Here is a 23,768-nt window from a genome sequence, read left to right on the forward strand (position 1 = left end):
GCCCGTATATGAACCGCCAGAACCGGCCGGGGCACCGCTGCCCGGCCGCACTTTTCTTCGCCGCACGGACGGAGCGGGCGCGTGAGCGACGACGGCATCAAGGACATCACCATCATCGGCGCGGGGCCAACGGGGCTCTTCGCCGCTTTCTACGCGGGCCTGCGCGGCATGTCGTGCCGCATCGTCGACGCGCTGCCGCAGCTGGGCGGGCAGCTGATGGCCCTGTATCCCGAAAAGTACATCTTTGACGTCGGCGGCCTGCCCAAGATCCTGGCCAAGGACCTGGCGAAGAACATGATCGAGCAGGGCACGCAGTTCGGCCCCGAGGTGGTGCTGGAGGCCGAGGTGCAGCAGCTGGTTCCCGAGGACGGCCACATCCGCCTGGTGACGCCCCGCGGCGAGTTCCTCACGAAGACGGTGGTGATCACGGCCGGCAAGGGCGCGCTGAACCCGCGCGTGCTGGAGTGCCCGGGGTGGGCGGACCACTACTCCGATACGGGCGGGGTCCACACGCACGTGCGCCAGCCCGAGGACTTCCGCGGCAAGCGCGTGCTGATCATCGGCGGCGGCGACTCGGCGGTGGACTGGGTGCTGGGGCTGCGCGGCATCGCGCGCGAGATCACGCTGATCCACCGCCGCGACGAGTTCCGCGCGCACAGGAGCACGGTGCTCGAGATGCGGCAGGCGGCGGAGCGCGGCGACGTCACCATCCGCACGCCGTACGAGGTGGGCGAGATCAGCGGCGAAGGCGGCTGCGTGGCGCGCGTGACGCTGATCAACAACGACACCAAGGAAGCGGAGGAGCTTCACGTGGAGGCGGTGGTCGCGCTCCTGGGCTTCAAGCCGGACCTGGGCCCCATCGGCCGGTGGGGGCTGGAGCTGGAGCGCAACACCATCAAGGTGTCGCAGCTGATGGAAACCAACATCGCCGGCGTGTACGCGGCGGGCGACGTGGTGCACTATCCCGGCAAGCTGGAGCTGATCGCCACGGGGTACGGCGAGGCGGCGGTGGCGGTGAACAACGCGGTGCACTACCTGAACCCCAAGGCCCGCGTGAACCCCGGCCACTCCACGAACCTCAAGCTGTTCAAGCAGGACGACGAGGGGGAGTAGGGGCGCCCCTCCCCCGGCCCCTCCCCGCACAAACTGCGTGCGGAGAGGAGAGAAGGTCGATCGCGGTTCGATCAGGGTGGATGCGTGCCGCGGGCGCCCCCCATCCCCAGCCCTTCCCCCGCAAACCCCGCGGGGGAAGGGAGCCAGTGTGGTGCGCCACCCAAGCCCTCCGCCGCGCACCAAGGCCTTGTCATCCTGAGTCTTTCACCGTCCTCCGGCCGACCCTGAGGGATGAAAAAGGCTCGCGGGCGCCGTTTATGATTTGGACGAACTGGACTTTTTCTATTCAGGCCCAGGCGCGCCGAACCACCCCCTTCCACCACCTTCGCGGGCCGAAGGATCTAGTTGCGGACGGGTAATCGGTCGGGCGCGGCAGCGGTCACGGAGGCCGGGGCCTCGGGCAGCGGCGCCTATCGACGAGTGCCGGTGCCCGGGCTGGCGATGCTCACCAGATGAGATGCGCTTCGATGGCTCCGGCGAGTGCCTCGGGCCGCCCCCCATCCCCAGCCCTTCCCCCGCAAACCCCGCGGGGGAAGGGAGCCAGTGTGGTGCGCTACCCAGGCCCTTCGCCGCACCAGGGCCTGTCATCCTGAGGCCCAAGCGCGCCGAACCTGCCCCTGCTACCACCTTCGCGGGCCGAAGGATCTAGCCGCGGATACGTAATCGTCTGGGCGCGGCAGCGGTCACGAAAGCCGAGGCCTCGGACAGCGCCGCCTTGGGCCCGGGCCGGTGTTTGGGCTGGGGATGCTGACCAGGTGAGGTGCGCTTCGATGGCTCCGGCGCATTCCCCGGCTGCCCTCTCCCCCGGCACCTCTCCCGCAAGCGGGAGAGGTGAGAATTCGTATGCGCTCCGGCCGGCTTGGTGCGCTCGACTCGCCCGTGCAGTCCGCGAAGGCGGACTTCGTGATTTGCCAGCCGCGACTTTAGTCGCCCCAGCACGGCCGAGGCCTCTGCACCGGTGACCGCTGCCGCGCCCGGGCTTCGTGCCGGCCGAGGCAAGATCCTTCGGCCCGCGGAGGATGTGCCGCGGGCAGATCTGGTGCGCCTGGGCCCTCAGGATGACAGGCTGTGGTGCGGTAAGAACTTTGGCACGCACCGGCATCGACGGACGTGCACTACACTGGCTCCCTTCCCCCGCGGCTGTTTGCGGGGGAAGGGCTGGGGACGGGGGGCGCCCACGGAATGCGCCGGGGCCAGTCTGGTGAGGGCCCCTACTTCTTCGACGAGCCGATGGACCAGCTGTGGCCGAACGGGTCCTTCAGCTGCCCGTAGCGGTCGCCCCAGAACTGGTCGGCGATGGGCATCGTCACCGTGGCGCCCGCGGCCACGGCGCGCTCGAACCACGCGTCTGCGTCGTCCACCTGCAGGTGAAGCGTCACGCCGTTGGGGCCATCCCCCAGGCTGTATCCGTGCTCCGGAAACTCGTCCGACATCATCACGTCGGCGCCGTTGATCCGCAGGTGGCAGTGCATGAGCTTGCCGCTGTCGCCCGCGGGCTGGCGGGAAAGCTCCTCGGCGGCGAACGCCGTCTGGTAGAACGCGGAGGCCTCGCTGGCCCCGCGCACCATCAGGTACGGGGTGACGCCGGTGATCACCGGGGGATTCGTCGTGTCTGACATGCTGTCCTCGTGGTGTTGGGTGGGTACTGCTCTCTGCCTGGACGTCGAACGACGAATCGCGAAATCGACACGGGTGCTATACGAGCGCCGGGGAGCGCAGCCGGGCCGCGGCGTCTTCCGCGCTGTCTTCGGTCGAATCCGGCTGAAAGGCCTCGCGCACCTCGGCCGAGCCCTGGCCCGCCACGCGAAGGAAGCGCTCCGCCAGGTCGATGGCGGCCTGCTTCGATTCCACCTGCACCAGGGCGAAGCCGGCGATCAGCTCCTTGGCCTCGGTGAACGGGCCGTCCACCACCACGCGCTTGCCTCCGGTCATGCGGACGCGCGCGCCCTTTTCGCTCGGCTTCAGCCCCTCGGTGGCCAGCAGCACGCCGGTGGACGTCAGCTCGTGCATCAGGTTGCCCATCTCGTCCAGGTCGATGCACGGCGGCACGTCGACTTCGCTGTCGCCGTCGTTCCTGAACATGATCATGAACCGCATCGTCGTGTCGCTCTCTTCGGGGTGAGTCGGCGGCGGGCGCACGGGCGTCCGCGCGTGCTCCGGCAAACTGCTTTCCCCGCCACGGAAGCGCCAGATCACGACGTGGCCTCTTACGCGTGCATCCGTTAGCGGCGCCCGTCGCCCGCATTTTGCACCGGGTCCGCGGCCGGTGGACGTTCCACCTGATCGAACCGACCGCTCAGAGGATACACAGAGCCATGCAGATGAGAGTCGTGCTCGCCCTTCCCGTGCTCGCCGGCCTGATGGCGGCCTGCGCGCCCCGCACCGACGCGCCCGACAGCGCCCCCGCCGAGACCCAGCCGACGGCCGGGACCCCGGCTACGCAGCCGCCCGCCGCCCAGTCCGCTGACTGCACGCCGCTGGAGACGCGGGCGGCGAACGCAACATCCGCCCAGCCGGCGTTCGCCGGGCAGACGCGGGGGTGCGGCGTGAACTCCAACGTGGCGTATGACGTGGCCGTGGTCGCCCGCGGGCTGCAGAAGCCGTGGTCGGTGGAACCGCTCCCGGACGGGCGCTTCCTGGTGACGGAAAAGGCCGGGCAGATGCGGATCGTCTCCGCCGCCGGCCAAGTGGGCGCCCCCATCGCGGGGGTGACGCCGGTGGACCCGCGCGGCCAGGGCGGCCTGCTGGACGCGGCGCTCAGCCCGCGGTTCGCCACGGACCGCACCGTCTTCTGGAGCTTCACCGAGCCGCGTGAGGGAGGCAACGGCACCAGCGTCGCGCGCGGGGTGCTTTCGGCGGATGGATCGCGGCTGGAGCAGGTGCGGGTGATCCTGCGCACGCGGCCCACGTACGCCAACAACATGCACTTCGGCTCGCGCCTGGCGTTCGGGCCCGACGGAATGCTGTACGTAACGATGGGCGAGCGCTCGGACCCCCAGACGCGGCCACAGGCGCAGCAGATGGGCAGCCACCTTGGCAAGACGCTGCGCATCAACCCCGACGGCTCGGTGCCGCGCGACAACCCGTTCGTGGGGCAGTCCGGCGCGCTGCCGGAAATCTTCTCCACGGGCCATCGCAACATCCAGTCGGCCGCCTTCGACGGGCAGGGCCGCTTCTGGATCGTGGAGCATGGCCCGCGGGGCGGGGACGAGGTGAACCTGGTGCAGGCGGGGAAGAACTACGGCTGGCCGATCACCACCTACGGGATCGAATACTCGGGGCAGGCCATCACGGGCGCGTCCACCCAGCGCGAGGGCTTCGAGCAGCCGGTGTATTACTGGGACCCGGTGATCGCCCCGTCGGGCGCGCAGTTCTATACGGGCACTGCGTTCCCGGCGTGGCGCGGCAGCCTGTTCATCGGCGGCTTGCGCGAGATGCGGCTGGTGCGGCTGGTGATCCAGGGCAACCGCGTGACGGGTGAGGAGCACCTGCTGACGGACCGCCGCAAGCGCATCCGCGACGTGCGCCAGGGGCCGGACGGCGCACTGTACGTGATCACCGACGAGGACAGCGCCGAACTCTGGCGGATCGCGCCGCGGAGCTGAACTGCAGGGGGATCACGCAGAGTCGCAGAGACGCAGGAGAGAACATTCTCGCCTGCGTCTCTTCGCGTGATGCGTCCCCAGCGGGATGACAGGGGCGCGCCCCAGGCTCAGACCCATGGATCATCCCTGTTGCCGGCGCATGCCTCGCCTGGGCCGGGCGAATGAAGAATTCGCTGCAACAACTACACGAAGTCCGCCTTCGCGGACTGGCTTGTTTTCGTGTGGAGAGGCGTGTGTGGCGCGCCCGTGAGGTGGTGCAGTTCTCCCCCTCTCCCGCTTGCGCCCGCTTGCGGGAGAGGGGGCCGGGGGGAGAGGGCAGCCGAGGACTGCACGGCCCTCTTCGAAGCGCTCCGACCTGCCTTCAGGGAGCAACGCCCATCCCTGCACGGGCGAATGAATTCGCTGCAACAACCACACGAAGTCCGCCTTCGCGGACTGGCCTGGTCTCGCGTGGCGCAGAGTGTGTGGCGCGCCCTGGAGTGTGTAGCGGATCCCCCGCAGTCGCTGCGGAGCACGGCCGAGGCGCAAATCCTTTACGGGTTGCTCAGGATCAGCCCTTTGCGAACGCGGCGGTGAAGGCGTCGCGGGAGGCCTGGAGGATGCGGTCGCTGAGGACGGGATCGTCCACGGCGCGGGCCAGCATCACGGCGCCTGCCAGTCCCGACATCAGCGCCAGCGCCCGGTCGGTCCGGTCCGCGCCCTCCATCTGCGGAAGCAGCCGGGCCAGCATGGCGATCCCCTGCTGAAAACTCCCGGTGAACGCCGTGCGCACCTCGGGCGAGTGGCGCGACACCTCGGCCGCCAGCGCCGGCATCAGGCATCCGGCGCCGGGGTCGTCGCGATGGGTGGGGCTGGCGTACGCGCCGATGAACGCCGCAAGCCGTTCCTCCGGCGGTGCGTTCCGCGCGATGTCGATCAGCCGGGCGGTGGACTGCTCCAGCGCGCATCCGCACGCCTCGGCCACGAGCTGGTCCTTGTTGCGGAAGTGGGCGTAGAAGCCGCCATGAGTGAGGCCCGCGCGGCCCATCACCTCGCCCACGCTCACTCCTTCCACGCCCTCTTCGCGAAACGCACGCGCGGCGGCGCTCACGATCTGCTCGCGCGTGCGTTCCTTGTGGCCGCTGGGATAGCGCGTCATCCCCCCTTCTCCGCGCCGGGGCGAAACACCATGCAGGTGGTGGTGGCGTGCGCGTACAGCCGCCCCTCCGCGTCGGTCAGCCGGGCCTCGGCCGTGGCGACGCGCCCGCCGACGTGGATGGTGACGCCCTCGCAGAGCACGCGCCCCGTGTCGCGCGTCAGCGGCCGGACGAAGTTCACCTTGAACTCCAGCGTGGTGTAGCCCGCGCCCGCCGGAAGGGTGGAGTGGACGGCGCACGCCATCGCCGTGTCCAGCAGCGTGGCCGCCAGCCCGCCGTGCACCACGCCGATGGGGTTGTAGTGGTACTCGTCGGGATCGGCGTAGAAGACCACGCGCCCCTCCTGCGCCTCCTGCATTCCGATGCCCATCGTAGCCATGATGGGCGGCGGGGGCAGGTCGCCGGATGCCATCGCCCGCAGGTAGTCCAGCCCGCTCATCCGCGCGCCCGCCTTGGCGCCGGGCATCGGGTCGTGCCAGGTGATCGTCCGCGTGCGGACCGCCGCCTCGTCCACGCTCATCTTCCCCTCCCGTTTCAGACGCGTTCGATGACGGTGGCCACGCCCTGGCCGCCCGCGATGCACAGCGTCACCAGTGCCGTGGCCAGGCCGCGGCGCTCCAGTTCGTCGAGCGCCGTGCCAAGCAGCATGGCCCCGGTGGCGCCCAGCGGATGGCCCAGCGCGATGGAGCCGCCATTCACGTTCACCCGCTCCGGGTCGATGTGCAGCCGGCGGATGGTCTGCAGCGGCACCGCGGCGAAGGCCTCGTTGATCTCCCACAGGTCCATGTCCGCCGCCTGCATCCCGGCCTTCCGCAGCGCCTTTCGTGCCGTTTCCGCCGGGGCGGTGAGCATGATCACCGGGTCTTCGGCAAAGATGGACATCGAGCGGATGCGGGCGCGCGGCTTCAGCCCGTGCTCGCGCACGTACGCGTCCGATGCGAGCAGCACCGCCGCGGCGCCATCTACGATGCCGCTGGAGTTGCCCGCCGTGTGAAGGTGCTGGATTCCGCCCTCGCGCGGAAAGCGGGCGAGCGCGATCTCGTCCAGCGTCTCGCCGTTCGGCCCCGCGGGGGTGGCGCCGGCCCCCTGGAACGCGGCGGGCAGCCCGGCCAGCGCCGCCATCGTGGTCTCCGGCCGCGGGAACTCGTCCTGTTCCAGCGCGACGGCGCCCGTCTCCGGATCGCGCACGGCGAAGAGGGCGCGGCTGAAGCGGCCCTCGCGCTGCGCATCGGCCGTCAACCGCTGCGACCGGAGCGCGAACGCGTCCAGCTCCTGGCGGGTGAAGCCCTCCATCGTGGCGATCAGGTCGGCGCTGATGCCCTGCGGCACCTGGGCGTGCTTGCGGCGCAGGTGCTGGTTCATGCCGTCGCCTTCGCCGCCGTCGCTGCCCATGGGCACGCGCGACATGCTTTCCACGCCGGCCCCGACGACCACGTCCTGCGCGCCGCTCATCACGCCCATGGCCGCGAAGTTCACCGCCTGCAGCCCCGATCCGCAGTAGCGGTTGAGCGAAACGCCGCCCACGTGCAGCGGCCAGTCGGCGGCGAGCACCGCGTTGCGCGCGATGTTGGAGGCCTGCTCGCCCACCTGCGACACCACGCCCACCACCACGTCGTCCACGTCGGCGGGATCGATCTCCGCCCGCCGCGCCAGCTCGCGGAGCGTCTGCGCCAGCAGCTCCTGCGGATGGATTTCCGTCAGCGCGCCCTTGCCCTTCTTGCCCCGCCCGCGCGGCGTGCGCACCGCGTCAATGATGTATGCGTCGGCCATGTCGCTTTCTCCCGGTGAGCATCCTCGTTGGATGACGATGGTAATATTATATCCATCATCTCATCCAGGCAAGAAGATCCGGAGAGTGGGAAGTCCACCCTCCGGCTTGGATCGCGCACCTGATCCGGACTCAGTCCGCTGAGGACGTGGCGCTGGGGATGAATCCGAAGAACACCTCGATGGACCGGATGCGACCGGCCTCGATCCGGAAGAACTCGGCGTTGCGGAAAGTGCCGCCGGGCTTTCCCTCCGTCTCGTAGCGCACGAAGGCCTCGTCGCCCTGCGCGAAGATGGTCATGGGCTCGCGGAAGCGGAACGAGCCTGCGTGGGGAAAGCAGTGCGAGAAGTACGTCGCCCGGCTGATGTGGTCGTCCCAGGGGCTGGTGAAGGTGAAATCATCCGCGAGCAGCGCCTCCAACTGCTCGCGGTCCGCCACTTGGTAGGCCGAGAAGTAGCGGCGGACCAGATCTGCTGTCGAGTCGTCGGTCATGGGAGGGCTTCGGTGGGTGGTTGGGGAGTGATCAATCGTCGAGGGATTGTCCGCGCTCGGTAAGGGCGATGCGGATCAGGCCGAGGGCCTTGGGTCCCATCCCGTGCAGCTTCAGCAGTTCTCGCGCGCTCCGTCCGGCGAGCTGGTCCAGCCGCGTGTAGCCAGCCGCGACGAGCGCCCGGTGCGCGGGCCTGCCAATGCCGGCGGGTAGATCGCTTTCCACCGGACCGGCGCTCATCTCGCCTCCTCCATCGCGGGCCTGCCGTTCCACGCGGCGCACAGCTCGTCGGTGAAGCAGGGCAGCAGGTACTCGGTGCTGGGCTTCACCTGGCAGCCCGCGTTTCCGCAGGTGATGCGCAAGCTCTCGCTCAACCACGGATCGGGCTCGAGCGCCGCCGGGCCGCCGCAGAACGGGCAGGGGCGCAGCAGGGCGGGGATGGCCCGCGGGAGATCGGCCGTTCGCTGGGTCATGGTGGCACTCGTTCGCTCGGGTTCGGCGCGGATCAGGCGCCCGCTGGCCTGGTACCCATACGTCGAACGAGAAGGCGTGGGATCGACACGTGGTTCCCCCTCCCCCGGCCCCTCCCCCGCAAACCGCGCGGGAGAGGGAGAACTTCGATTGCGGTGGGACAGGTGCCGGCGCATTCCTTCGGGAGCCCCCTCCCCCCGGCCCCCGTCCCCCGCTACGCAGGGGAGGGGGAGACCTGAATCGCGCTTCTGCCGGCCTGGCGCAACCGACTGGCTCCCTTCCCCCGCGCAGTTTGCGGGGGAAGGGTTGGGGATGGGGGGCGCCGGCCCGAGCGCCGGGCCTTCCTGGCCGCACCTCAGCCTGGGGTTCGTGCACGCGCGGGAAGCCGCTTTGCCTCAGCGGGGCATCGATTCCAGGTACTCCGCAAGGCGTGCCAGCGTCTGGTTGCCCAGCTCCACCGCGCCGAACTTGATGCTGGCCTCGCGCTGCTCGCGGGTGCGCATCAGCATGCGCGAGGTCAGGCGCGTCTTTCCGCCCTCATCGTCGAAGGTGATCGTCACGAAGAACTGATGGGGATCGTCGTCTTCATCCCGGCCGTGGTCGAACACCAGGCGCTCGGGGCGCACCACCTCGCGGTACTCTATGCGGTTGGGCCAATCCTTCCCGTCCGGCCCGTGCATCATGAACCGCCACCTTCCGCCCACGCGGCAGTCGTGCTCGAACGTGGTGATGGTGAAGCCGTCGGGGCCGTACCACTTCGCCAGGTGCTCCGGCTGGGTGTACGCCTGGAACACCAGCTCGCGCGGCGCGTCGAACACGCGCGTGAGGACGATCTCCCGGTCTTCCGTGCCCGTTGCCGCGGTCGTGCCGGCTGCCTCTGCTGTCGTCATCGCGCTTCTCTCTCGGGTGATGGTGAGTGACGTTGATCAGTGGTTCGCCAGCAAGGTGGCCAGGCGATCGAGGCCTTCCTTCCAGCCCTGCACCTCGCCGTGGTCCGCGGGCAGGCCGGCCTGGCGGATCGTCACCAAGGTGCCGGCCCCGGCGTCGGCGAAGCTCACCGCGATGTGCATCTCCGCCGGATAGCCGGGACGCGGGACCGCCGAGCCCTCGGCATCGGAAAACCAGCACCGGAACGCGATCCGCTGCGGCTCGGCGATGTCGGTGTAGACGCCCTTGACCCAGACTGGGTCGTAATCCTGAAAGCGGTGGCAGTAGTGCAGCGTGCCGCCGGGGCGAACGTCCATCGTACAAGGCGAAAGGGTGCTGCCCTCAGGCCCGAACCAGCGCGCATAGTGCTCGGGCGTCGTCCAGGCGCGGTACACCAGCTCGCGCGGTGCGTCGAAGCCACGGGTGATCACCAGGTCGCCGCCCTCCCACGCCACCCGCGTCTCCGCCGGGACGGTCCTACTTGCTGCCGCCGTCATCGCTCTGCTCCCTGCTCTGAAGGGTGCGAAGGTACTCGTCCAATCGATCGAAGCTCTGCTCCCAGAACCGCCGGTACGGCTCCATCCACTCGTTCACTTCGCGCAGGGGTTCCGGCTGCAGGCGCGCTGGCCGCCACTGCGCTTCGCGGCCACGCTCGATCAGCCCCGCGCGCTCCAAAACCTTCAGATGCTTGGAGATGGCGGGCATGCTCATGGCGAACGGCTCGGCCAGCTCCGTGACCGTCGCCTCGCCCTTCGCCAGGCGCGCCAGCATCGCCCGCCGCGTGGGGTCGGCGAGCGCGGCAAAGGTGGCGCTGAGGCGATCGGCTTCCGTCATCTGTACTTTCCACAAAGGTTAATTAACCTATGTGGAAAGTAGGAGCAGCGGTTGGCGCGGTCAAGGGGGAGGGGCCCCGGCTGGGTCGGGCGAATGAATTCGCTGCAACAACCACACGAAGTCCGCCTTCGCGGACTGGCTCGTTCTCGTGGGGGGAGGACGTGTGGCGCGCCCGGAAGGTGGTGCAGTTCTCCCCCTCTCCCGCTTGCGGGAGAGGGGGCCGGGGGGAGAGGGCAGCCGAGGATTGCGCCGGCCCAGGTCGAAACGCGTCGCCGCTCGCCAGGGTTCCAGCCGACGCGCGGCGGCGGACACGGAGGCTGAGGCCGCCCCAAGCCATGTGTGACTCGGTCGCCGCGTGGTAGCGATGTTTCTCCCCTGTCCGCACGCTGTTTGTGCGGGGAGGGGTCGGGGGAGGGGCCCTCTCGAAACAAAAGCCTTGACGGCGTGCAAACCTGCTAGTACACTAGCACATGCTAGTGTACTAGCACGTCTACCCGGAGCGAATCCCGATGGAAGCAAGTCCCCCCCTGGACCTTGGCCGGCGCGAGCGGCAGATCATGGAAGTGGTCTACCGCCTGGGCCGCGCCAGCGCGTCCGAAGTCCGCGCCCACTTGGCCGATCCCCCCAGCTACTCCGCCGTGCGCGCCATGCTGCGCATCCTGGAAGAGAAGGGACACCTGCAGCACGCGCAGGAAGGCCTCAAGCACGTCTACTTTCCCACGGCGCCGCACGAGGACGTCCGCGAGTCGGCCATGCGCCACGTGCTGCGCACCTTTTTCGCTGGCTCCACCGCCGCCGCCATGGCCGCGCTGATGGACGCCTCGGAAGAGCCGCCCTCCGACGACGAGCTCGACGCGCTGGCCGCGCTGATCGACCGCGCGCGGGAGCAGGGCCAATGAGCGCCGGCCTGATGCCCGGGGCGGAGTGGCTGCCCCTGCTGGCCGAGCTGGCGGCCAAGGCGACGCTGATCCTGCTGCTGGCCGCCGCCGTCTCGGCGCTGCTCTGGCGCGCCTCTGCCGCCGTGCGCCACCTGGTGTGGTGCGTCGCCGTCATCGGCGTCCTGGCCCTGCCCGTGTTCTCGGTGGTGCTTCCCGCCTGGGAGGTTCCGCTGCTGCCGTCCACCGCGGCCCCGGCGTCCACGGCTCCGGCGACGCTCGTCGAGCAGCCCGGTTTCCACGCGGAGATGCCGGACAGGGCGCTCCTGGCCGAGCCGATGCCGGTCGTCCACTCCGCCGCCGACGCGTGGCTGCCGCGCGCCGCCGCCGGTCTCGTTGCCGCGGGGGTGCTCGCCGGGCTGCTGTGGCTGGCGCTGGGCTTCTGGGGCGTGGCGCGGATGGGACGCCGTGCGCAGGTGGTGCACGACCCCGAGTGGCTGCGCAGCGCGCACGAAGCCGCGGAACAGCTGCAGCTGCGACGTCCCGTGCTGCTGCTGCGGGATCGCGGCGCGGTGATGCCGGCCACGGGCGGCCTGCTGTGGCCCGCGGTGGTGCTGCCCGCCAACGCCGACCAGTGGGCCGACGACCGCCGCCGCGCGGTGCTGGCGCACGAGCTGGCCCACGTGAAGCGCTTCGACACGCTGACGCAGGCGCTGGCGCAGGTGGCCTGCGCGCTCTTCTGGTGGCATCCGGCCGTGTGGTACGCCGCGCGGCGCCTTCGCGTGGAGCGCGAGCGCGCCTGCGACGACCTGGTGCTCCGCACGGGCACCCGCGCGTCGGACTACGCCTCGCACCTGCTGGAGATCGCCCGCTCGCACCGCTCGCCCTGGCTGGCGTCGCCCGCGCTGGTGAGCATGGCCCGGCCCTCACAACTGGAGTCGCGGCTGCTGTGGGTGCTGGATGCCGCCCGCTCGCGGGGCGTGCCCTCCGCAGGCGCCAAGCTTCTCGCCGTCGTCGCGGGGCTGTTGATCGTCGGCTCTCTCGCGGCCATGCGGCCCGTCGAGGCGGCCGCTGCACACCAATCCGGCTCGCTCGTCAACGATGCCCGTGCGGAGATCGAAGAGGACGACGGGTTCCAGTCGGGGCGCTCCGACGACGCGCGGTCGAAGGATACTCGCAAGGACGCGCCGAAGAAGGGTCCGGCATCAGCGCTGGCGCAGACCGACACGCCGCCCGCGCGCGCCGAAATTGACGACCTGGTCGCCATGCGTGCCGTAGGCGTCGACGCGGAGTACATCGGCCAGATGCGCGACGCGGGCTACACCGGCCTGAGCAGCGACGACCTCGTTTCCATGCGCGCCGTCGGAGTCACCCCGGAGTACGCCCGGGAGATGAACGGCGTCGGCTGGGGGCGACTGACGGCGGACGAATTGACGGGGCTGCGCGCGGTGGGAGTGACCGCGGCCTGGCTGGTCGACATGCGCCGCGCCGGGGTGGACCCGCGCTCGGCCGACGAGGCGACGGGGATGCGCGCCGTGGGCGTCGATGCGCAGTTCGTCGCGCAGATGCGTGAACTCGGCTTCACCAACGCTTCCGCGAGCGACCTGACCGGCATGCGCGCCGTGGGCGTAACGCGGGAGTTCGTCAGGGAACTGGTGCGCGAGGGCGTGCGCGACGTATCCGCCAATGACGCCACCAGTCTGCGCGCCCTGCGCGTGGACGCCGACTATCTAGCGGACCTTCGGGCGGCCGGACTGTCGGGGCTGGACGTGGAAACGCTCTCCGGTCTGCGCGCGGTGGGCGTCACCGGCGCGTACATCCGCGAGCTGGCCAGCGTGGGGCTCACGGGGCTCTCGGCCAGGCGGCTGACGGACTTGCGTGCCCACCGCATCGACGCGGCGTACGTCCGCGAGTTGCGGGAGGCCGGATTCGCCGACCTGAACGCGGACCAGCTGATTCGGCTGCGCGCCAGCGGGGTGGACCGCGACCAGGCCAGGGGCCGCGCCCGAACGCCGTAACCCGTAGTCCTGTAACGGGATCGAGGCGGCGCGCGCCGCCTCGATCCCCCGAACTTTCTTGCAGGTGGAGCCCGTACGAGGCGGCCATCCACCCCGGCGTGCGCCCACCCCTCACCTTTTCGACAGGAGCTGCCCCATGCGCAGAGCCCTTATCACCACCGCGGCGGCCCTGTTGGCGACCGCCGCCGTCGTCTCCGCCACGGTCCATCGGCCGCCGGCGACTGAGCCTGCGACGCCCCCCGCCGCCGACAGCACCGATGGGACGTGGACGATCGACGCGCGGCACGGCGGCCCGGAGCGGCTGCAGCTGAACCTGATGACGGAGAGCTCCGTCTGGGGGAACTCCATCGCCCGCGCGGACCTCGCCGGCCTTTCCGCCGACGCGCTCACCGCCTCCGCGTCGACGCCGGTCAGTTTCCGCATCGACCGCGAGCCGGGCGTGTTCGAGTTCGACGGCACGTTCCGGGAGGGCAGGGGATCGGGCCACTTCCGCTTTCGCCCCAACCGCCAGTTCCCGTCCGCCCTCCGTTCGCTGGGCGTGGAGGGCACCGATCGCGTCACCGACCGCGAGCTGATGCACCTGGCGCTGGTCGGCGCGTCCGCCGAGGGGGTGCGGCGCCTGTCGGGGCTGGGGCTGGGCACGTTCGACATCGAGGACGTGATGAAGCTGTTCATCTTCAACATCACGCCCGAGTACGTCCGCGAGATGAGGGCGCTGGGCATCGCCGGCGCCAACACGGTGGAGAACGTGGTGGAGATGCGCATCCACCGGGTGACCCCGGCGTTCGTGCGCGAGATGGAGTCGCTGGGCTTCCGCGAGCTGGACCGCGAAGAGCTGCTGAAGATGAGCATCCACGGAGTGAGTGCAGAGCAGGTGCGCGAGATGGCGGACGTCGGCTTCACCGGCCTTTCCGCCGACGACCTGGTGGACCTGCGCATCCACTCCATCACCCCCGAGTACGTCCGCGGGCTTCGCGCGGCCGGCTTCCAGGGGCTCTCGGCCGATGACGTCACGCAGATGAAGATCCACCAGGTGACGCCCGAGCTGGTGCGCGAGCTGGCGGCCCTGGGCTTTCGCGGGCTCGACCGGCAAGACCTGATGCAGATGGGCATCCACGGCGTGACACCCGAGCGCATTCGCGAGTACCGGGCGCTGGGGTTCGAGAACGCCACCGCCGACCAGCTGGTGCAGATGAGGATTCACGGCGTGACGCCGCGGTTCATCCGCGAGGTGCGCGAGGCCGGCTTTCGCGACACCTCGCCCGACGCGCTGGTGAGAATGAAGATCCACGGCATCGGTCCCGAGTACGTCCGGCGCAACCGCTGAGCCCGGCTCAGCCGTAACCCAACCCTTCGCCGGGCGCGCGCATCCAAGCGTCGACGGATCCGCCGCCCGGCCCTTCTTTCCACGAGATTCTTCCGATGCCCATGAACCCCTGTCGCCCCCTTGCGGCCCTCCTCGCCGCCGCGCTCGCGCTCGCGGCGCCCTCCGGCGCACAGGGCGGCGCGCATACCACGGGCGCCGCACCGCGCATGCAGGCCGTGGAGCGCACGGTTCCCATCATGGTCGATGGCCGCCTGGACGAGGCCGTCTGGCAGTCGGCCGCGCCCGCGACGGACTTCGTGCAGCGAGACCCCACTGAGGGGCAGCCCGCCACCCAGCGCACCGAGGTCCGCGTGGCCTACGATGCCGACGCGCTGTACATCGGTGCCCGGATGTACGATTCGCTCGGTGCGCGCGGCGTCAGCGATCGCCTGTTCCGCCGCGACCAGGTGAACAGCGGCGACTACGTGCAGTTCATCTTCGACACCTACCACGACCACACCGGCGTCACCGCGTTCCTCGTCAACCCGTCGGGGGTAAAGAACGACGCGGGGCAGGCATCTGCCTCCGCCGATCCGTCGTGGGACCCGGTGTACTCCGCGGCCGCACACATCGATTCGCTGGGTTGGGCCGCCGAGCTGCGGATTCCCTTCAGCCAGCTTCGCTTTCCGCGCGACAGCATGCAGACGTGGGGGCTGCAGGTGGAGCGCTTCGTGGAGCGGCTGAACGAGAACTCGTCGTGGAGCTTCTGGCCCAAGCGCGAGAGCGGCGGACCGGCGCGGTACGGCCACCTGGAGGGCATCCGCGCGCCGCGCAACCGGGGGCGGATGGAGCTGCTGCCCTACGCGCTGAGCCGCGCCAGCTACGTGCGGCCCACGCAGCCGGGCAGCCCGTTCCAGAGCGCCAGCGAGTACAGCACGCGCGTGGGCGCCGACGTGAAGTACCAGCTGAGCTCCACGCTGACGCTGGACGCCACCGTGAACCCCGATTTCGGGCAGGTGGAGGTAGACCCGGCCGTGGTGAACCTGTCGGCGTTCGAAACCTTCTATGCCGAGCGGCGGCCGTTCTTCGTGGAGGGGAGTGGGCTGTTCAACTTCGGCAGCTTCTCGTGCTTCAACTGCGACGGCACGTCGATGTCGCTGTTCTATTCGCGGCGCATCGGCCGATCCCCGCAGGGGAGCGGAACGCTTGACGGCTCGGAGTACGTGCAGACTCCCGAGAACAGCACCATCCTGGGAGCGGCCAAGGTCACCGGACGCACGCGCGGCGGGCTGCAGATCGGCCTCATGGATGCCGTCACCCGTTCCGAGAGGGCGCTGGGGCAGGACACGCTGGGCGGGCGATTCACCGAGGAGGTGGAGCCGGCCAGCAACTACTTCGTGGGCCGGGTGCGGCAGAACCTGCGGGGCGGCAACCTGGTGGTGGGCGCCATCGCCACGTCGGTGATCCGCCGGTTTGAATCCGATGCGCTGGAAACCCGCCTTCCGGGACACGCGGAGGCGGTGGGCGTGGACTGGGATGCGTGGTGGAAGAACCGCACCTACCACCTGATGGGCAACATCGCCTTTTCCAACGTGGCGGGCGATTCCAGCTCCATCCTGCGGCTGCAGAACTCGTCCGCGCGCTACTTCCAGAGGCCGGACCGGCAGAGCGGTGGCAACGGCATCTTCTCCGACCAGCTGGATGCGTCGGCCACCTCGCTGCGCGGCCACGGCGGATACCTGCGGCTGGCCAAGGACGCGGGTGAGTGGCAGTGGGAAGGCGCCGTGAACTACCGCAGCCCGGGGTTCGAGGTGAACGACGCGGCGTTCCTGAACCGGGCGGACTGGGTGTGGTCGGTGGCCAACGTCATGCGACGGTGGAACACGCCCACCCGGCACTACCGCTGGTGGCAGGCCATCCTGGGCGGACAGCAGGAGTACAACTTCGACGGCGACCGCACCGGCGGGCAGCTTCACTTCTTTACGGGCGGGCAGCTGACGAACTACTGGAACGTGGCGTTCTACACCGAGTTCGACCCCGGGGGAAACGACGACCGGCTGACCCGCGGGGCCGGGGTGGCGCGCCGGCCCGGTGAGAACCTGCTGCACGCCCGGATGAGCACCGACCCCCGCAAAGCGCTGCTCTATTCGCTGAACGGCAACTACGTGCGGGACACCGACGGCGGCAGCTACACGTCGATGGCCGGCAGCGTGCGCATCCGCCCCGCGCCCCACGTGCAGCTCACGCTGGGGCCGTCGTACAGCTTCTCGCGCAACACCCAGCAGTTCGTGCTGCGCCGCGACGACGCCACGGCCACCCACTTCTTCGGCCAGCGCGCGGTGGTGGCGAACCTGGCGCAGCACCAGCTGTCGATGAACACGCGGCTGAACTGGACGTTCACGCCCACGCTGACGCTGGAGCTCTTCGCACAGCCGTTCGTCTTCGCGGGCGACTATGAGAACTTCAGCGAGTTCACCGGGCCGCGAACGCTGGAAAAGAAGGAGTACGGGCAGGATTTCGGCACCATCTGCTTCGACCAGGCGAACAACGACTACACGGCAGATCCCAACGGCAACTGCGCGGTCGAGGGCGCCGGTTCGGCGCAGTCGTTCTCGTTCGACAACCCCGATTTGAACGTGCGGTCGCTGCGCGGCAACGCGGTGCTGCGGTGGGAGTACCGTCCGGGAAGCACGCTCTTCCTGGTGTGGCAGCAGCAGCGCGCGGGTGGCGAGACGTACGGCGACTTCGACTTCGGGCGCGACGCCGCCGGCATCTTCCGGCAGCGCGCCGACAACATCTTCGTGATCAAGGCCAGCTACTGGATCGGGCGGTAGGCCGCGCGTGAGCGGGTAAACCCGCCGCAACAACAGCGGAAAGCCCCGACCGGGACGCACGCGGCCCGGTCGGGGCTGCACCCTGCCTGCAAGCCGCACCTGCCGAAGCACCCGATGTCATCCCGAAGGAGCGGCCCGGCCAATCCATCCCTCACACGACAGATAGCAGCGACTGAGGGATCCGCCACACACCTAACAACCCGCGCCACGGCGGCCGCCACATCAAGCCCTGGCGGAGTTCAGGACGCGCCCCATCCCCATCCCCACACCACAGCATGTAGTCCGCGCAGGCGGACATCGTGTGGTTGTTGCAGCGAATTCATTCGCCCGCGGCAGGTGCCGCTGCCGCGCCCTGGCTGGGACCCTGGTGAGGCCATGCACTGGCAGCCAGTAGAACCTCGATCGAAGGTCTCCTCTCTCCCGCGCTGTTTGCGGGGGAGAGGCCGGGAGAGGGGGCTTCCGACGCATGCACCGGCAGCCAGTCGAACCCCGATCGAAGTTCCCCCCTCTCCGCACGTAGTTTGTGCGGGGAGGGGCCGGGGGAGGGGCCCCCACCCGCCGCCACAACCCGCCATGGATCGCACACCCAAGTCCCGCAATCCAGAGAAGATGCACCGGCCCGGGACCGCAACTTGCCGTTCCGCGCGGCGAACCGTTCGACATCGACCTGGAGAGCATGACAAGAATCATCACGGCCGCCGCGGCGGCCGCGCTGTCATTCGGCGCGGCGGCGCGGCCCGCCTGCGCGCAGACCGACTACTACAACACCGACCGCGGCCGACCCGTGCAGATCGAGGACGCCGCCCCGGTGGAGCGATACGCCTTCGAGCTTCAGCTCGCCCCCGTGCGCCTGGAGCACGAGAACGGCGGCGCATACAAATGGGAGATCGCGCCGGAGATCGCCTACGGAATCCTGCCCCGCACGCAGCTGGAGGTGGGCTTTCCGGTATCGTTCCTCGACGACGGCGACCACTACCATGTGCAGGGGCTGGCCGGCATCGAGATCGCCGCGCTCCACAATCTGAACGTCGAAACGCGCACGCTCCCGGCGTTCGCCATCGCCGTCGAGACGCTGCTTCCCGTGGGAGGCCTGGCCCCGGACCGCGCCGTTACCTCGCTGAAGGGAATCGCCACCCGCACCTTCACCGGCGCGCGCTTTCACCTGAACGGCCAGTATACGCTCGGTTCGGAAGGCGGCGACGTGGGCGAGGCGTCGCGGTGGATGGCGGGCATCGCCGTCGATCGCGCCTTTCCGCTGCGTGGCCTGCTGGCGACCGCGGACCTGTTCGCGGAGCAGCCGCTTGACGACGACGGACGGCTCGGGTGGACCGCGGAAGCCGGACTCCGGTATCAGACGAGCCCGCAGTTCAACGTGGACCTCGGCATCGGCCGGCGGTTCGCGGGCGGCGAGCAGGGCTGGTCGTTCACCTTTGGAGCGGCGCACGCCTTCGCGGTGCGCGGCCTGCTCCCGATCCGCTGAAAGCGCGCGACGGCCGGCGGCAGCGCCGGCCTGACCGATAGAGGAGAAGTGATGATGACGAAGTTTACCGCACGAGCCGCCCTCGGGGCCGCGGCCATCGGCCTGGCGCTGGGCGCGTCGGCCGAGCCGGCGCGGGCGCAGTTCACGCGGCAGCACGAGCAGTTCTACATGCCCGCCGAGCACAACTGGGTGTTCCGGCGCAACTATCCCGGTGCCGACCGCCTGTTCAACGCGTTCGACTACGGGCACGCCATCCTGTACGAAAAACTCTACACCCGTCCGGGTGCGCCCGTGTCGGAGTTGGAAGAGCGCGAGTACGACTTCATCACCCGGCGCCTGCTGTTGAGCCCGCCGCGGATGCCGCTCGAAGAAGCCGCCATCGAGATCGAATACGTGAAGCTCGCCCCCGAGGCCAAGCTCATGTTCGAATGGGCGCACCTCCTTCACCGGCAGATGTACGACGTGCTGGGCGACGACCGGCTGTCCGAGACGCAGAAGGACGCCGAAGTCGCGAGCCTGCTGCGCTACTACAAGAGCCGCCCGGACGTTGCCTTCAGCTCCGTTCCCAAGAACATGGAGTTGATGGAGGGCCAATACTACGCCACCGCGTTCCGAGACAATTATCCCAAGTTCAACGGGCTGATCTGGGGCTACCACTGGCTACAGGTGGGGCTGTACGAGCCGCTGGTGGTCGGCCGCACGCCCGAGGAGCGGCAGACCGGGGTGACGGCCACGGTCGCGCGCTTCCGGCAGATGCTGCAGGACGCGCCCCGCAACATGCCTCGCCTGATGCCGATGACGGCGGCGGTGGCGCCCCGGTTCACGGCGCGGTACCCGGAAGCGGCGATCATCTTCGACAACCTGCACGGCATGCACGACGTAATCTCCGACATCCTGGCGTCGCCCAAGGTGCCGCGGGAGCGCAAGCGCGAGGAGATCCTGCGCGCGGCGGAGCGATATCGCGACGCCACCTCGTTCGTGATGACGCAGGCCGAGTGGCTGGAGATGAGCCACGCGATGGGCGTGCAGAACATGGGCGGGCCGGTCGTGGGCCTCCTCCCCGGCTTCCCCGAGCCCACGGTGGAGCGCGGCGCCGTGATGGCCCATGGTGGGATGCAGCACGGTGCCGCCGGCGGCTCCGCGGCCGATCACGCAGCCATGGGCCACGGCCCGCCGTCCGCCGCGGCGCCACAGGGGACGGATCACTCCGCCGCGCCGCCCCCATCCACCGCAATGCCGATGACGGACCACTCGGCGCACGGCGCGCAGGCCCCGTCCGCCTCCGCAAAGGGCGGGAGCGGGTCGCCGAGTCCGGCGCTGATCGCGGAACTGCACGCGCGGTTGATGGCGGATCCGGTCATCCGCGAGCGAGTGGCCACCGACCCCGTGCTGCAGCGCCTGATCGGCGAGATGCAGGCCGCGCACGGGATGGATCACGAGGCGATGCCGGCGGGCGCGGCAGCGGACAGCGCGCAGGCGATCGACTTCGCGGTGCGGCTGCTCTCGGACCCTGAGGTGGAGGCCCGCATCCACTCCGACCCCCGCCTGCACCAGCTGTGGAGCGATCCCGAGGTGCAGCGGCGCTTGGCCGAGCTGCGCCGCGCCCAGCCCGCCGCGCCCGCCGCCGATGCGCACAGGCACTGAACCGACGCGGCAGTCCGCGTCCTCGACCCAGGTGATGGCGATGTACGGAAGGTACGGTGCAAGCCTCGCGGCGGCGCTGGTGATGGCCGGATGCTCGGGCGAGCCCGACACGGCCGAGCGCCCGCTGGAGGCCAGGCGAGACACGGTCGCGCCGGCCCCTGCCCCCCACGCGATGCACGACTCCACCAGGGCTGACTCGGCCGCCGGGATGGCTGGGATGGACCACTCTGCCATGGGCCACGCAACCGGCGATGGAACTGCGGCAGTGGCAGCGGACCACTCGGCCCACGGCGGCACCGCCACGTCATCCAACATGACGTCGGGTGTGGACCACGCGGCGCACGGGGGCAGCGCCGGACGCGCCGCGGCCGGAACGGCGGCGCACACGGGCGGGCACGCAGCGACTGGCGGAACTCGTCATGCGTCTGGACACGCATCCAGCCGAGCGGCGGGGCACGCGGCCAACCACTCTGCAGGCTCCAGTGCGGGCCACGAGGGGATGAATCACGCCCCGCGCACGTCGTCCACGGCGGCACACGCGGGCCACTCAGCGCAATCCGGAGGCGCGTCGCACGCCGCGACGAATCACGGTCGCTCGACCGGGGCGTCGAACGCGCACGGCAGCCATGCGGCCGCCGGGGGGCAGTCGCACACCGCGGCGCACGCAGCGGCGGGCGGCGCTACGAATCCGCACGCCGGACTGAACCACGACGCGAGCGGACACGCGATGCCCGGCATGGCGCCGCGGCCTGTCGACGATGGCACGCGGAAGCTCCTGGAGCTCACGGGCGAACTGGTGCGCGACCCGGCGGTGCAGCGCGAGATCCAGCAGGACCCTGCTCTGCGCGAAGCCTGGTCCGACCCCGCCGTACGGCGCGTGGTGACGAAGCAGCCGTAAGCACCGGCACGATCGCCTGGCTGGCTCCTCCGCGCATCGAAACCTCTGGATGCGTCCTCCGGCGGGCCCCTCCCCCGGCCCCTCCCCCGGCAAACTGCGCCGGGAGAGGGGGGAACTTCGAGCGGGTGCGACTGGGTGCCGGTGCATGCCTCTGGGAGCCCCCTCCCCCCGGCCCCCGTCCCCCGCTGCGCAGGGGAGGGGGAGACCTAAATCGCGCACCGGCTGGCCTCGCGCACTCAACTGCGCGTGCAGTCCGCGAAGGCGGACTTTGGGCCGTTGTTGCCGCGTATTCAGCCATCCGGCGGTAAGTGCCCGTCTTGCAACGGCTTACCACTGCCCGTTGGCGCCTGCTGTCGGTTGGCGCTGTCCGTTGGTGAATCACGCCACCGAACGCAGGCGCCGGGCCGGCGCGGGCGGCTGTTCGAAGGGCACCGGATCGGCCTCCAAGGCCGCTACCGCCTCGTGCAGCGTCGGAAGGTCAACGTAGTCGTACACCTTCCGCATCGTGTCCCACGTGGTGCCTGCAAGCTCTTCCTGCACCGTTGGCGGGAGCGCCCGAAAGCGCGGATCGCGAATCCCGGCCCGCTTCTCGGCGTGGTAGCCGAGCCTAGCAACGTTGATCCCAAGGCGCCGCTTGGTCAGCTTCATCAGGTTGTGAAGCACGTTCTTGCTGACCGCCTGCGCCCCGTCCCGCTTGGCGGGAAAGAGCCACGGGGACGCGTCCAGCCCTTCCGCCCGCCGTTGCTCCAAGGCCCGCAATATCGCCGCCCGCGCCCGCGTGGACAACGGGGTAACGCGCGTCTTGCGTGCCTTGTCAAACTCGCCGCGCCAGCGCACCGTCCCTGCGGCTAGGTCCACGTCCTCTAGCGCGAGCTGGCGCACGCTGTTCATGCGCCGCCGCGTCTCGCGGCAGAGGTCCAGCACTACGGCCATTCTCCAATCTGCTGCGTGCTCCACAAGCCGCGCGTGAAGCTCCGCAGTCATTTCCGGGCGGGTCGGCGTGTCCTCGCGGGGGATCGGGAAGCCCTCCCACGGATTCCGCATGAGCAGCGGGCACCCGTCGTCGCGCTCGATCTTGGCCCAGTTGAACACTGCCCGCATGAACGTCACGGCAAGCCGCACCGTCTGCGGTCTGGCGCGCTTCGGAAAGCCGGGGATAGTCCCCTCGGCCCTCGCCCGGAGAAACGCGTTATAGCGCACCCTGCCGATTTCCGTAGTTGGCCGTCCGTCCGGCCCGATCCGCTCCACTATCGCACCCTCGCCAAAGAACGCGAGGACGATACGCGCCATGATGCGGTTATGCTCCTGCGTGCCTGCACGCTTGGTCGGCACCACTTCGGCCAGGTACAGCGATAGCAGCCGCCCCAGCGTCAACGGCCCGTCTACCTTCGCCGCCGCGCGCCTCGCAAGCTGGCCGAAACGCTGGGCGACTTCTTCGGCCTTCTTCATGGCGTCGGCGCGGGAGTTGATCCCGGCCGACGTGAGGCAGAGGCGCCGCTTGCGCGTCTGCTGCTGCCCCGTGCGCGGATCGTTGATCGCAATACCCTTGTTGTCAAACACTGGCTCGTACCATTCAAGGTAGAGCGCGCCACCTTTGCCGTCCTCGTAGGCGCGGACGCGGTTCTTGCCCTTCTCCCCCGCGAGGTAGCTCCACGCCTTGGCTTTAGTCTTTTGCGCCATCGTCGCCTCCGAATCGTGAGCGATGGCGCGCGCAACCCACGTCTATAATATAGCGATCTATTGCAGGGTGCGCAATAGTTTTGTTTGTGCGGTTTGCGTTGCTTCCGCTTGTGATTCCGGCCAGAATCAGCCCCGCCGCACTTTCGCTGCTGCCATGCGCAACGCCGCCATTGCGGCGCGCCTGCAATGTTGGAGACGCCACTGCAAAGCGAGGGCACGACACCCGGCCCGGCCCGGCGGCGCCTGCCCCGCCCGTGCTCACTCCTGCGGACCAACACGTGGGGGTGTGGGGGGCGCTGCCCCCCACAAATGCCCGCCGCAGGCGACCGCCCCGCCGTAGCGAGCTTGCGAGCGCAGGCGATAGCGAGCCTAAGCGAGCGTACCCGCCGGGACCAGCGGACGCCACGGCACGCGGCACGCGCGCGCAGAAGCCGGAAGGGGTTTGCCGGAAACCGTTTCGACGGGCGCAGCCCGTCAAGTAGAGGGCGCGCCCCGCAACCCGTCGCGCGCTACCGGGTTCGGGTTTAAGGCGGCAGGGCGCAGGGTTCCTCACGCTCTCCCGTAGCCCTGCCGCCGTGCGTGAGGGATTCGCGCCCGCAGGGCCGGGACAGCCCGGCGGGGAGGCACACGGAAACAAGCCTCGCGCACGCTGCAGGACATTGGCGCACCGAGTCGCCGGGTTGGCCCGG

21 protein-coding genes are annotated in these 23,768 nt (G+C 69.9%); 9 read left to right on the forward strand and 12 right to left on the reverse strand.

The window, feature by feature from the left end; all coding sequences use genetic code 11:
- Window positions 1–81 precede the first annotated feature (81 nt).
- Window positions 82–1,113: an NAD(P)/FAD-dependent oxidoreductase gene (locus tag VF632_RS25630; RefSeq protein ID WP_331025794.1), complete on the forward strand. Its 1,032-nt coding sequence runs from the start codon at window positions 82–84 to the stop codon at window positions 1,111–1,113.
- A 1,211-nt stretch (window positions 1,114–2,324) separates the two neighbouring features.
- Here the strand turns inward: VF632_RS25630 and VF632_RS25635 are convergent.
- Window positions 2,325–2,732: a VOC family protein gene (locus tag VF632_RS25635; RefSeq protein WP_331025795.1), complete on the reverse strand. Its 408-nt coding sequence runs from the start codon at window positions 2,730–2,732 to the stop codon at window positions 2,325–2,327.
- Between the two features lie 76 nt (window positions 2,733–2,808).
- The gene (locus tag VF632_RS25640) at window positions 2,809–3,210 is read right to left on the reverse strand and encodes a YciI family protein (RefSeq protein ID WP_331025796.1); all 402 of its coding nucleotides are present in this window, start codon (window positions 3,208–3,210) and stop codon (window positions 2,809–2,811) included.
- 218 nt (window positions 3,211–3,428) lie between these two features.
- Here VF632_RS25640 and VF632_RS25645 point away from each other — a divergent pair, with 218 nt between their 5' ends.
- Window positions 3,429–4,718, forward strand: coding sequence for a PQQ-dependent sugar dehydrogenase (locus tag VF632_RS25645; protein ID WP_331025797.1), 1,290 nt, complete (start codon window positions 3,429–3,431; stop codon window positions 4,716–4,718).
- A gap of 550 nt (window positions 4,719–5,268) precedes the next feature.
- Here the strand turns inward: VF632_RS25645 and VF632_RS25650 are convergent.
- From VF632_RS25650 to VF632_RS25690, 9 genes are all read right to left on the reverse strand, one after another.
- Window positions 5,269–5,856 carry a TetR/AcrR family transcriptional regulator gene (locus tag VF632_RS25650; RefSeq protein ID WP_331025798.1) on the reverse strand — a complete coding sequence of 196 codons (588 nt, stop codon included), beginning with the start codon at window positions 5,854–5,856 and terminating at the stop codon, window positions 5,269–5,271.
- Entirely contained in the window at window positions 5,853–6,374 is a 522-nt protein-coding gene (locus VF632_RS25655) for a PaaI family thioesterase (RefSeq protein WP_331025799.1), read from the reverse strand. Before VF632_RS25655 ends, VF632_RS25650 begins: the two co-directional genes overlap by 4 nt.
- 14 nt (window positions 6,375–6,388) lie before the next feature.
- On the reverse strand, window positions 6,389–7,624 hold the full coding sequence (locus tag VF632_RS25660) for an acetyl-CoA C-acetyltransferase (RefSeq protein ID WP_331025800.1): 1,236 nt from the start codon (window positions 7,622–7,624) through the stop codon (window positions 6,389–6,391).
- A gap of 130 nt (window positions 7,625–7,754) precedes the next feature.
- Entirely contained in the window at window positions 7,755–8,114 is a 360-nt protein-coding gene (locus VF632_RS25665; RefSeq protein WP_331025801.1) for a nuclear transport factor 2 family protein, read from the reverse strand.
- 31 nt (window positions 8,115–8,145) lie between these two features.
- The gene (locus VF632_RS25670) at window positions 8,146–8,352 is read right to left on the reverse strand and encodes a hypothetical protein (RefSeq protein WP_331025802.1); all 207 of its coding nucleotides are present in this window, start codon (window positions 8,350–8,352) and stop codon (window positions 8,146–8,148) included.
- Complete coding sequence (locus VF632_RS25675; protein WP_331025803.1) at window positions 8,349–8,585, reverse strand: hypothetical protein; 237 nt, start codon at window positions 8,583–8,585, stop codon at window positions 8,349–8,351. The genes VF632_RS25670 and VF632_RS25675 overlap by 4 nt, the downstream gene beginning before the upstream one ends.
- A 393-nt stretch (window positions 8,586–8,978) precedes the next feature.
- On the reverse strand, window positions 8,979–9,473 hold the full coding sequence (locus VF632_RS25680) for an SRPBCC family protein (protein ID WP_331025804.1): 495 nt from the start codon (window positions 9,471–9,473) through the stop codon (window positions 8,979–8,981).
- Window positions 9,474–9,509: 36 nt separating this feature from the next.
- Window positions 9,510–10,007, reverse strand: a complete 498-nt coding sequence (locus VF632_RS25685; protein WP_331025805.1) for an SRPBCC domain-containing protein — start codon at window positions 10,005–10,007, stop codon at window positions 9,510–9,512.
- A complete protein-coding gene (locus VF632_RS25690; RefSeq protein WP_331025806.1) occupies window positions 9,988–10,344 on the reverse strand; it encodes a metalloregulator ArsR/SmtB family transcription factor in 357 nt (118 codons plus the stop codon). The genes VF632_RS25685 and VF632_RS25690 overlap by 20 nt, the downstream gene beginning before the upstream one ends.
- Before the next feature lie 509 nt (window positions 10,345–10,853).
- On the opposite strand from VF632_RS25690, the gene VF632_RS25695 reads away from it, so the two are divergent.
- From VF632_RS25695 to VF632_RS25725, 7 genes are all read left to right on the forward strand, one after another.
- On the forward strand, window positions 10,854–11,243 hold the full coding sequence (locus tag VF632_RS25695; RefSeq protein WP_331025807.1) for a BlaI/MecI/CopY family transcriptional regulator: 390 nt from the start codon (window positions 10,854–10,856) through the stop codon (window positions 11,241–11,243).
- The gene (locus VF632_RS25700; protein WP_331025808.1) at window positions 11,240–13,237 is read left to right on the forward strand and encodes a M56 family metallopeptidase; all 1,998 of its coding nucleotides are present in this window, start codon (window positions 11,240–11,242) and stop codon (window positions 13,235–13,237) included. Before VF632_RS25695 ends, VF632_RS25700 begins: the two co-directional genes overlap by 4 nt.
- 136 nt (window positions 13,238–13,373) lie before the next feature.
- A complete protein-coding gene (locus VF632_RS25705; RefSeq protein ID WP_331025809.1) occupies window positions 13,374–14,564 on the forward strand; it encodes a hypothetical protein in 1,191 nt (396 codons plus the stop codon).
- 95 nt (window positions 14,565–14,659) lie between these two features.
- The gene (locus VF632_RS25710) at window positions 14,660–17,377 is read left to right on the forward strand and encodes a DUF5916 domain-containing protein (protein ID WP_331025810.1); all 2,718 of its coding nucleotides are present in this window, start codon (window positions 14,660–14,662) and stop codon (window positions 17,375–17,377) included.
- A gap of 676 nt (window positions 17,378–18,053) precedes the next feature.
- The gene (locus VF632_RS25715; protein ID WP_331025811.1) at window positions 18,054–18,857 is read left to right on the forward strand and encodes a hypothetical protein; all 804 of its coding nucleotides are present in this window, start codon (window positions 18,054–18,056) and stop codon (window positions 18,855–18,857) included.
- 51 nt (window positions 18,858–18,908) lie between these two features.
- Window positions 18,909–20,501, forward strand: coding sequence for a hypothetical protein (locus VF632_RS25720; protein WP_331025812.1), 1,593 nt, complete (start codon window positions 18,909–18,911; stop codon window positions 20,499–20,501).
- Between the two features lie 727 nt (window positions 20,502–21,228).
- Complete coding sequence (locus VF632_RS25725) at window positions 21,229–21,399, forward strand: hypothetical protein (RefSeq protein ID WP_331025813.1); 171 nt, start codon at window positions 21,229–21,231, stop codon at window positions 21,397–21,399.
- A 378-nt stretch (window positions 21,400–21,777) separates the two neighbouring features.
- Here the strand turns inward: VF632_RS25725 and VF632_RS25730 are convergent, their stop codons facing one another.
- Window positions 21,778–23,079: a tyrosine-type recombinase/integrase gene (locus VF632_RS25730; protein WP_331025814.1), complete on the reverse strand. Its 1,302-nt coding sequence runs from the start codon at window positions 23,077–23,079 to the stop codon at window positions 21,778–21,780.
- Window positions 23,080–23,768: the final 689 nt, after the last annotated feature.

Origin of the sequence: Longimicrobium sp. (assembly GCF_036388275.1) — a bacterium.
Taxonomy (GTDB): Bacteria; Gemmatimonadota; Gemmatimonadetes; order Longimicrobiales; family Longimicrobiaceae; genus Longimicrobium.

Excerpts from the sequence above, each read along its gene's own strand:
- VF632_RS25635 (WP_331025795.1), bottom strand. The coding sequence starts at position 2,732 with ATGTCAGACACGACGAATCCCCCGGTGATCACCGGCGTCACCCCGTAC.
- VF632_RS25640 (WP_331025796.1), bottom strand. The coding sequence starts at position 3,210 with ATGCGGTTCATGATCATGTTCAGGAACGACGGCGACAGCGAAGTCGAC.
- VF632_RS25645 (WP_331025797.1), top strand. The coding sequence starts at position 3,429 with ATGCAGATGAGAGTCGTGCTCGCCCTTCCCGTGCTCGCCGGCCTGATG.
- VF632_RS25650 (WP_331025798.1), bottom strand. The coding sequence starts at position 5,856 with ATGACGCGCTATCCCAGCGGCCACAAGGAACGCACGCGCGAGCAGATC.
- VF632_RS25655 (WP_331025799.1), bottom strand. The coding sequence starts at position 6,374 with ATGAGCGTGGACGAGGCGGCGGTCCGCACGCGGACGATCACCTGGCAC.
- VF632_RS25660 (WP_331025800.1), bottom strand. The coding sequence starts at position 7,624 with ATGGCCGACGCATACATCATTGACGCGGTGCGCACGCCGCGCGGGCGG.
- VF632_RS25665 (WP_331025801.1), bottom strand. The coding sequence starts at position 8,114 with ATGACCGACGACTCGACAGCAGATCTGGTCCGCCGCTACTTCTCGGCC.
- VF632_RS25670 (WP_331025802.1), bottom strand. The coding sequence starts at position 8,352 with ATGAGCGCCGGTCCGGTGGAAAGCGATCTACCCGCCGGCATTGGCAGG.
- VF632_RS25675 (WP_331025803.1), bottom strand. The coding sequence starts at position 8,585 with ATGACCCAGCGAACGGCCGATCTCCCGCGGGCCATCCCCGCCCTGCTG.
- VF632_RS25680 (WP_331025804.1), bottom strand. The coding sequence starts at position 9,473 with ATGACGACAGCAGAGGCAGCCGGCACGACCGCGGCAACGGGCACGGAA.
- VF632_RS25685 (WP_331025805.1), bottom strand. The coding sequence starts at position 10,007 with ATGACGGCGGCAGCAAGTAGGACCGTCCCGGCGGAGACGCGGGTGGCG.
- VF632_RS25690 (WP_331025806.1), bottom strand. The coding sequence starts at position 10,344 with ATGACGGAAGCCGATCGCCTCAGCGCCACCTTTGCCGCGCTCGCCGAC.
- VF632_RS25695 (WP_331025807.1), top strand. The coding sequence starts at position 10,854 with ATGGAAGCAAGTCCCCCCCTGGACCTTGGCCGGCGCGAGCGGCAGATC.
- VF632_RS25700 (WP_331025808.1), top strand. The coding sequence starts at position 11,240 with ATGAGCGCCGGCCTGATGCCCGGGGCGGAGTGGCTGCCCCTGCTGGCC.
- VF632_RS25705 (WP_331025809.1), top strand. The coding sequence starts at position 13,374 with ATGCGCAGAGCCCTTATCACCACCGCGGCGGCCCTGTTGGCGACCGCC.
- VF632_RS25710 (WP_331025810.1), top strand. The coding sequence starts at position 14,660 with ATGCCCATGAACCCCTGTCGCCCCCTTGCGGCCCTCCTCGCCGCCGCG.
- VF632_RS25715 (WP_331025811.1), top strand. The coding sequence starts at position 18,054 with ATGACAAGAATCATCACGGCCGCCGCGGCGGCCGCGCTGTCATTCGGC.
- VF632_RS25720 (WP_331025812.1), top strand. The coding sequence starts at position 18,909 with ATGATGACGAAGTTTACCGCACGAGCCGCCCTCGGGGCCGCGGCCATC.
- VF632_RS25725 (WP_331025813.1), top strand. The coding sequence starts at position 21,229 with ATGCCCGGCATGGCGCCGCGGCCTGTCGACGATGGCACGCGGAAGCTC.
- VF632_RS25730 (WP_331025814.1), bottom strand. The coding sequence starts at position 23,079 with ATGGCGCAAAAGACTAAAGCCAAGGCGTGGAGCTACCTCGCGGGGGAG.